This is a genomic window from Cryobacterium luteum, assembly GCF_900110125.1.
Taxonomy (GTDB): Bacteria; Actinomycetota; Actinomycetes; order Actinomycetales; family Microbacteriaceae; genus Cryobacterium; species Cryobacterium luteum.
In genome coordinates, this window is record NZ_FOCN01000020.1 from 51,659 (window position 1) to 59,610 (window position 7,952).

At 55.4% G+C, this 7,952-nt stretch carries 5 protein-coding genes and 1 pseudogene; 3 read left to right on the top strand and 3 right to left on the bottom strand.

Translation table 11 applies throughout. The features are described from left to right. Positions 1 to 7 precede the first annotated feature (7 nt). Positions 8 to 382 (top strand): DUF2304 domain-containing protein, encoded by a 375-nt coding sequence (locus BMW72_RS15335; RefSeq protein ID WP_092112085.1) that lies wholly within the window; start codon positions 8 to 10, stop codon positions 380 to 382. Beyond that, the gene (locus tag BMW72_RS15340; protein WP_092112087.1) at positions 379 to 798 is read left to right on the top strand and encodes a GtrA family protein; all 420 of its coding nucleotides are present in this window, start codon (positions 379 to 381) and stop codon (positions 796 to 798) included. The genes BMW72_RS15335 and BMW72_RS15340 overlap by 4 nt, the downstream gene beginning before the upstream one ends. Here the strand turns inward: BMW72_RS15340 and BMW72_RS15345 are convergent, their stop codons facing one another. The 3 genes from BMW72_RS15345 to BMW72_RS18480 form a co-directional block, all read right to left on the bottom strand. Further along, on the bottom strand, positions 799 to 3,279 hold the full coding sequence (locus tag BMW72_RS15345; RefSeq protein WP_092112089.1) for a glycosyltransferase: 2,481 nt from the start codon (positions 3,277 to 3,279) through the stop codon (positions 799 to 801). It lies immediately after the preceding gene. Between the two features lie 93 nt (positions 3,280 to 3,372). After that, on the bottom strand, positions 3,373 to 5,478 hold the full coding sequence (locus BMW72_RS15350) for a DUF7657 domain-containing protein (protein WP_134450287.1): 2,106 nt from the start codon (positions 5,476 to 5,478) through the stop codon (positions 3,373 to 3,375). Next, positions 5,448 to 7,508 carry a hypothetical protein gene (locus BMW72_RS18480; protein ID WP_134450286.1) on the bottom strand — a complete coding sequence of 687 codons (2,061 nt, stop codon included), beginning with the start codon at positions 7,506 to 7,508 and terminating at the stop codon, positions 5,448 to 5,450. The genes BMW72_RS15350 and BMW72_RS18480 overlap by 31 nt, the downstream gene beginning before the upstream one ends. Before the next feature lie 269 nt (positions 7,509 to 7,777). Between BMW72_RS18480 and BMW72_RS15355 the strand changes: the two are divergent. After that, a pseudogene (locus BMW72_RS15355) lies at positions 7,778 to 7,952 on the top strand (IS5/IS1182 family transposase); the annotation flags it as partial.

Sequence of the window (7,952 nt, forward strand, 5' to 3'; positions counted from 1 at the left end):
AACCCCGATGAATCCTGTCTCCTATGCCTTTGCGATCGCTGCGGCCCTTATTGCTCTTCTTGCCGTCATTGAGATGCTCCGTCGACAACGCTTTCGCGAACGGCACGCCTTCTGGTGGTTGCTGGCGGCAATCGTCTCGCTGGTCGTGAGTATCTTCCCGGGAACCTTGGAGTGGACAGCCACACTGGTCGGCGTCGAGGTGCCGAGCAACCTCGCGTTCTTCGCGAGTATCGTAATACTGTTTTTCGTGTCCGTCCAGCACAGCTCGGAGCTGACCACATTGGAGGAAAAGACCCGCGTCCTGGCAGAACACACCGCGATGGTCGAAGAGAGACTTGCAACGCTGGAAGCCCAGCTCAGCGGCAGACCAAATCGTTCATGACTCGACTACGATCCAGAATTCGCAGAATAGCCGACCATAGCGGATCTCGTTACCTCTTTATCGGTGGAATCAGCTTCTTGATTGATATCGGCCTTCTTGCACTATTCCACGAGGCCCTAGCCTGGCCGCTCTGGTTGGCCACAGCGACGGCATTTTTGGCAAGCTTCGTTTTCAACTATTGCCTGCAGCGCGCCTTCTCTTTTGGGTCCCAAGGCGCACACGGCAACACCCTCGCAAAATATGTGACGCTCTTGGCGTTCAACACACTCGCAACGATCGGCATCGTCGCCCTCCTCGATCTGACGGATTTCGGCTGGGGCACAGGTAAAATCGTGGCGACGGTCGTGACCACGGCGTGGAACTATGCCGCCTACCGATACTGGGTCTTCGCCCCAGCTCGCCCCAGCCGGAATTAGTCAGCGATGACGGTTCAGCCGCCGCTTAATCTTGTGCAACACAACCTTGGGTCCACCGTTGTTGAGATAATGCACAACGAGCCCTAGGTCGTGCCGCAGCCCGCGACGCTTTCGACGCGGGCCAGCAGGGAGGCCCCGCGCCGACGGGGCAGAGAGCGTTCCGAGCCGGTCGCCTGCAGGACGGGCGTCAGCGACGAAGCTCACGAGCGGCTCCAGGACCCTGTTCCAGTAGTAATCTTCGCGAACCCTATGAATATTCGCTTTCACCCGAGAGATGAACTTCTCGTCGAAGAGCACCTTTTCGAGCGCTGCTGCGAGGCTTTCAGCGTCGTTTGCCGGAACAACAACGCCCAGCTCTTCCGCTTGGACGAGTTCAGCGAAGTGGTCCCCCTCCGTGACAACCATCGGTAGTTCTGCCCAAAGATAGTCCAGAATACGGGTGCGGAACGAGAAAGTGGTCTCGATGTGATCGAAGTGAGTGCTGACACCGGCATCCGCTTCGGTGAGGAAATTCTGTCGCTCAGAGTAGTCGACCCATGACGGGTTGAAAAACACCGAACTGTCGAGAACACCGAGCTGGCGGGCCAACTCACGGGACTGGCCCACGATTTCCATTTCTGGAACGCCAGGGTGCGGATGTTTCGTCCCCTGGAAGAAAAGCCTGACGTCCCCATGATCACTCGTCAATTTGGCAACTGCACGAATTAAGATTTTCGGATCGAACCAGTTGTAGAGTCCACCGCTCCAAAGAAGAACTTTGTCATCTCGACCGATCCCGGGCAGGATCCCTTTCAAGACCTGCTTTTCGTGCCTCGGCGGCGTTGAATCAAGACCGAACGGCACGACGGCGATAAGGCCGGTGAGGTCAGGATCGGACGCATAGTTCGCCGGGTTCACTCGACCGAGTGCTGCCAACTGACCAAGATAGAAATGCCGCTGCCGCTCGGAGGCACATAAAAAAAAGTCACCACGGGCAAGTTGTTCGTTGAGCACGTCTGTTGCGTCGCTGACTTGTTTCTTCCATGTTTCAGCTGGCAGCGTGCGCGCCTGCTCCAACTGTTCGAGGTGCATTGGATCATAGACATCTGCTACGAGTACCTTGTTTGTGGATCGCAAACAGTCAAACAGCGCCAGAGCCAGGCCCTGAAAAATTATGACATCCGCGAGCTTCTCCAACTTACCCATCGCACGTTCATCACCGGGGCGCACATACACAACATTGAACGGTGCATCCACCAATTCGGTACCGCTTAGGCTCACCAAAGTAACATCGTTGTCCTTTGCTAAGGCAAGTGCCATATTCCACGAACGAATGGCCGGCCCAGCCATTTTTGCTCCGAGGGGGTCGCCAGTGATGATCAGTACTCGCGTCAGGGGCGGGGCCTCCGTTACCTGAAAAGCTGTGACGAGGTTTTCGTACCCGTCGAGAAACTGTTCGGACTGATAAGACGGCGCATCCGATTCACCGAACAGGCGCCAAATCTTCGCATCCGAAACGACGCGCTGAGCTTGAATGCTGTCCCGGGATTTCTTAAGCGACGGCAACTTCTCAACGAATTGGTCAATCGCGTAGACACCCGCCATCGTCGTTTTCGAGATACCAACAGTGTCTTCCAGGTCGCCACCAGGGCGACGAATGTCTAGCGATTCGGAATCAAGGTCGCCTTTCGCTACCGACCGGCGAATCGCGAGCGCCATGGTCGCTGGGAGTGCGTCACGAAGCGCATCCTCACCGAGATTCTTGTACTGAGTGAATAGCGCATTGCGTTCGAGTAGATAGGTTTCCTTGAAGGAACCGAACGACGTCATAGATGCGTGGTGCTTGTGGTAGGCAATAGATGCCGGTTCATATACGAAACGCCAGCCCCTCAAGTTCATTCGCCACCCCAGATCAACGTCCTCGAAGAACATGAAGTAACGTTCATCGAAGCCGTCCAACGCGTCGTACACCCTGCGGCGAACGAACATAGCTGATCCCGTCCCGAACAGAACGTCCCGCCGGCGATCCGCGTTATCGGGTTGTGGCTGAGCCGTGAATGGCTTGTATCCCTGGCCGAACCACGTCATGGCCGACCCAACGTAGTCGACCAGTTTGCCGTCCCAATCCAGAACTTTAGATGCCACGCCGCCTATCGCTGGTGATTCTTCGAATCGCGACACAGCAGCGCGAATCCAACCCGCATCGGGTTTAGCGTCGTTGTTCAAGAATGCGACGTACTCACCTGTGCTTGCTTTCACTCCCAAATTGCATCCGCCAGCGAATCCCAAATTTTCCTTGGATACAACTAGTTTGATGTCCGGTGCCGCCGCGCGAAGCACAGCCGCACTGTCATCCCCGGAACCGTTTTCGACGACGATGATCTCGAGCGCCAAAACATCCCAATCCACTGCGCGAATGAGCCTCAGCGCTTCGATGGTATCGGGCGTTCCTCGAAAGTTTACGAGGACAACAGAAACAACGCCTGGACGCAGATTAGACATGCGTACCTTTCATTTAGAAAATAGAGACCCTGACAAGCGATACATTACGCAGGAGGCATGGGGCCGAATGTGTTCAGAATATCGGACAAAACATCAGCCCTGAGATTTTCGATCACGAGGTGAATCAACTTCGTAGATCCAAATTTTTGAAGCTCCCTGCCGCTCCTCTGAAATCTCCGTCAAGCACATCTGGGGTAGCTCGATGTCAGATACGACGTTGCTTACATGCCCTTGCGCAAAGGTACTGCACGAGTCGAACGACACCATGATCTGGTCGCGCACAGGGTTCGTTACGACTGGCTCCCCAACCCCAGGAGTCCAGTTGACATTTGCAAGTCGGTTCCACTCTTGTTCGAAGACTCCTGCCGGATCGATATCGGACCACATTTCTTCCGGCGGATACGTCTGAACACCATTGAACGCCTGCACCCCACTCTCGACAAGTAGCGCAGTCGGCACATAACTCCCCACTCCCACCCAGGTGGAGGTTGGATCCGATGTCTCTATCACCGAGATTTCCTTGCCCGCTTGAGTTTCACGCAAGTCGAAGACGCCGCTATACAGCGGATTCACACCGAATCCAACGATCAAGGAAGCGGTCATGAAACTCACCGCCGAGTACGCCGCGTATCCACGACAGACGAAAAAGACTGCAAGGGCCAGCAGGATAGTAGTGACAATGTAGGCCTGCCCGACCTCCAGAATCTGGGACTCGTGCCGGTACATGTACCACCACACGGTCGCCGTCGCGGCCACGACTGTCCCCGCCGCTAAGACCGCGATTGCCATCGGGACCCGGGCGGTCCTTTCGTCGATACGACGAATCAGAAGGACAATTCCGACGATTCCGAGAAGCACAAAAGCGAGCCGCATTCGAGATGCCGTCGACCGATCTAAAAGAAGCAAATGAGCCAACGCATCCCAATTCGGAACGACCAAAAATGCAACGACCACAAGAAAACACGCGACTGTGCTGAGGAGCAGCCAATCCGTCGGCACAGCTTGGGAGCGTCGACTACGGATCCCGAGCCAGACCATGGGGACTATGAGGAACGCGATCAGGAGCAAGGGTGTAGACGCTTCGGACTGATTTGACGACAAAACATCCGTCGCCTTGACAAAAAGTGCCTTCTGAAATGGACCGCTGAAGAGCGCAGCCGCCTGTCCGATCGTGTTAAGTGTTCCGGTCGCCTCAATCCTGAGTCCCGGATAGACCGTCGATGTAACCGCGCGGATCGTCTCAATGCGAGTGACTATCCAAATCACCATGACAATAACGGCGAAGAGCCCCGCGCTGGCGATTGGCACGAGACTCCGAGCGATGGAAGACCAGGACTGAGACTCCCTAAATCGCGCAGTCAAAACGGAACCAATTGCGAAGAACAAGACGACGAGAATTGCCGGGATCATGAAAGGCACATAAATGCTCATTGCCATGGTGATCGTCACATACCCGGTCAAGACCGCCCAGGCCACTCTCGCAGCTACGCTGTGGCTTCGGAATGCCCACGCGATGGCTGTCATAGCAAGGAACGCCCAAGCTACCGGCCAAAGGGTGATGGGGAGAAACCACCATTGCAGCAGTGGTGAGCACAGCACCGCAACGGCGAACATCGTGGCTGCACAGGGTCGCCGCGGCAGGAGGCTAACGCAGAACCAGTACACGCTTACGAGAACTGCGAAGGCCGGAAACCACCAGCGCCACGCCATTCCTTGATCCAGGGGAAGGAAGAGTAGCCCAGCGGTGTGCGGCCGAAAGATTGACGACCAGTCCCATGACGGAAGGTCGTTTTGGACCGTAGCGTCCATGCCTCCGGGAAGGGTGCTATTCAGCGCGCCGAAACCACTTTGTGCTTGAGAAACGATCCAGCTTGATTGGACGAGCCACTCATCGCTGCGAATGCCCCTGGGTTCACCTGCTAGAAGTGCGGGGTCAACTCCCGGACCTCCGAACGTCTCCCAGTACACGCCTGTCGATGATCCTGAAATACCAAGCATAACGAGGACGATCAAACCAAGGAGCATAAGGAGCGGAATACCGAACACTACAAGCAGATTCGGCAGACCCGATTCACGCGGCATCACGAGGTGGCGGTGCTTGCCACGCACAGACACTAACACGCCAGCAAGTCCGCGCGGTCGCACCTTCCCAATTTCTTTTTCCAAAGCTATGACGCTGGCACCGTTATTGACTCGCATCCGAGAAGTTTATTAGCACCGCGCCCAACATTTATTCCGTACGCGCAAATCACGTGCGAACCCGGTGCCGCCGATACCGAAATATCAATGCCGTGGTTTGGACCTGACGATGGGTACGCGCGACCTACGTCTGGACGATTGATGTTGGCCGAACTTACGGCGACTCCAGCACCGTCCATATAAGTGTGAACTGCAATGGACGCCATCGTGTCTGGATCGATCGTCCAGCCCGTGATCGTAGCTCGATTGGCAGAAGGAGTGACGGTAATTCCACCAAATGGTGAATAGTCCTGCACAGATACCGTCTGACAACCTAAGAGAACATTGCCCCCTCTCCCCACGTTCAAGGCATAAGCGCACACGTTGTGGAGACCTGGCTCGACGTCCGTCGAAAAGTCGATTCCATGATTGGCGCCGAATCCGGGAAATGCCTGTTCGATGTCAGGCCGCCGTACTCCAGCTGTCGGTGCCCCTAACTGGACGTCGTCAACGTACACGTGCACGGTAATTGCGTCGCTGGTGCTGGGATCAATCGTCCATCCTTGAACTGTGATCGACCTGTCGCCAGTGACGACATTCATTCCACCGAAGGGTGACATGCTTTGAACCGTGACGTTTTGACATCCGAGGAGCGCGTTCCCTCCACGTTCCTTGTTTATCGCGTAAGCACACACATTGTGAGGACCAGCCACGACAGGGAACGAGACCTGAATCCCGTGATTCTCACCAAATCCAGGTACATTCCGTCCAACATCTGGCCGATTGATGTTCGCGAGAGTCGTTGCAGTACCCACTCCATCGACGTACAGATGGACGTCTAAGGATGCTGAAGTGTCTGGATCAATCGTCCAACCTTCGACGCTCACTTCTCCGGAGAATCTTGACGAGAAAGCATTCATACCACCGATAGGCGACCGATTAAAAATGGTGATCGAGTCGCAGCCGAGCTCTGTATTCCCGCGCCCGCCAAAGAGATTAATGGCATAAACGCAAACTCGATGTGTTCCGGTGCTTGCCGCAACAGATAGATTGATGCCGTGCTTGTCTCCATAGCCAGGGAAGGCGCGACCAACGTCGGGCCTCGCGTCATCGGCTGTCGAAATTGCGGCACCCTTGCCATCGATATAGACGTGTACTGCCACAGAATCTGCAGTGTCCGGGTCGACTGCCCACCCCTGAATTTGAATTTCACCGCTGTCAGGGGCGACGAGATTTATGCCACCGATAGGTACCTCTCCGCTATTCGGCGAGCCAAACCAATCGGTGTAGTAAACCCAGAAGTTTCGATTCCCATACGACGAGCAACTATCACCGGTTCCGCCAAGATTGGCAAGAGCAGCTGCGTTGGGCTGGTACGGAGTGTAATAGTAGAGAGCGGCTGTTGCACGATTGCGAATCACGACGGCGCTCGACCCACAGGCAGCGCTTGGGTGAAAACGCACCGCGTTACTCTGCCCAACTTTAATAGAGGTATGAGATCCTTCAGGATTGCCATACCAGGCGAACTGTCGAGCAGCAGAATAGACCTGCATAAAGAATCCGTAATACGCAGAATCACATTGCGCAGTGTCGGGGCACCCCTGCCCCAGAGCCTTCCGGAGGACGGCTTCGGTCGGCGCCTTGCTGGTGACGAGGCCCTGCTCTTTTTGAAGCGTCACGAGGAGAACCTTTGCACTGATCGCACAAGCTTGTTGCACCTTATAGATCATCCGAGACGCTAGTTCGTTTGCTTCGCCTTGATAAGTCGCGCAAGTCCCAAAAGACAAAGTCGTCGTCGTCGTGTCAATACGCAAAACGTTTAGGCACAATGAATTCTGGCACGTCCCGATTTTAGCGTCGAGAAAATCTTGGATCTCTCCCTGCGTCATTGCATCCGCCGTGTAAAAATTCTCGTCTGAAATCATGTATCCAGGATCAAAGTCAATCCCGCTAAGGGCCTCGGCTCTCTCGGCGGGAGAAACAAGAAATACGGCGATCAAGCCTGAGACGAGGACGCCGGTCAGAACGCGCTTAACTTTGGCCAGGATCATTCGGTACTCCATCACTGGCTTCGCACAAACTACAAAGCACTCTTCAACCATACGTGAAAATCTGAGCGATCAGAAGTGCGCTGCAGGAACCAATATTTTCTAGGAGCGTGGGTCAGTAACGGCAAAGTTTAAAACGCCGCCGGATTTCCCGTCCTTGGCCGTGGGGTCTGGGAAAATTGCTTATGAGCGATTCTGATGGCCTGTTCCCCGCGACGGAACTTGAGCACGTTGACTTGGTCGTGGATGACGGGGTCGAAGCTGGCGCGGGCGTGAACAAGCGATTCCGGGCGTTCGAGCCGGCGGCGGTGATGTTGGTACCGCCGTCGTTGGATGAGTGGCTGCCGCAGAATCACCTCTCCCGTTTCATCGCGGACATCGTCGAAACCCAGCTGGATCTGAAGAAGTTCTACGCGTCCTACGCGAAGACGAAGGGCCAGCCGCCTT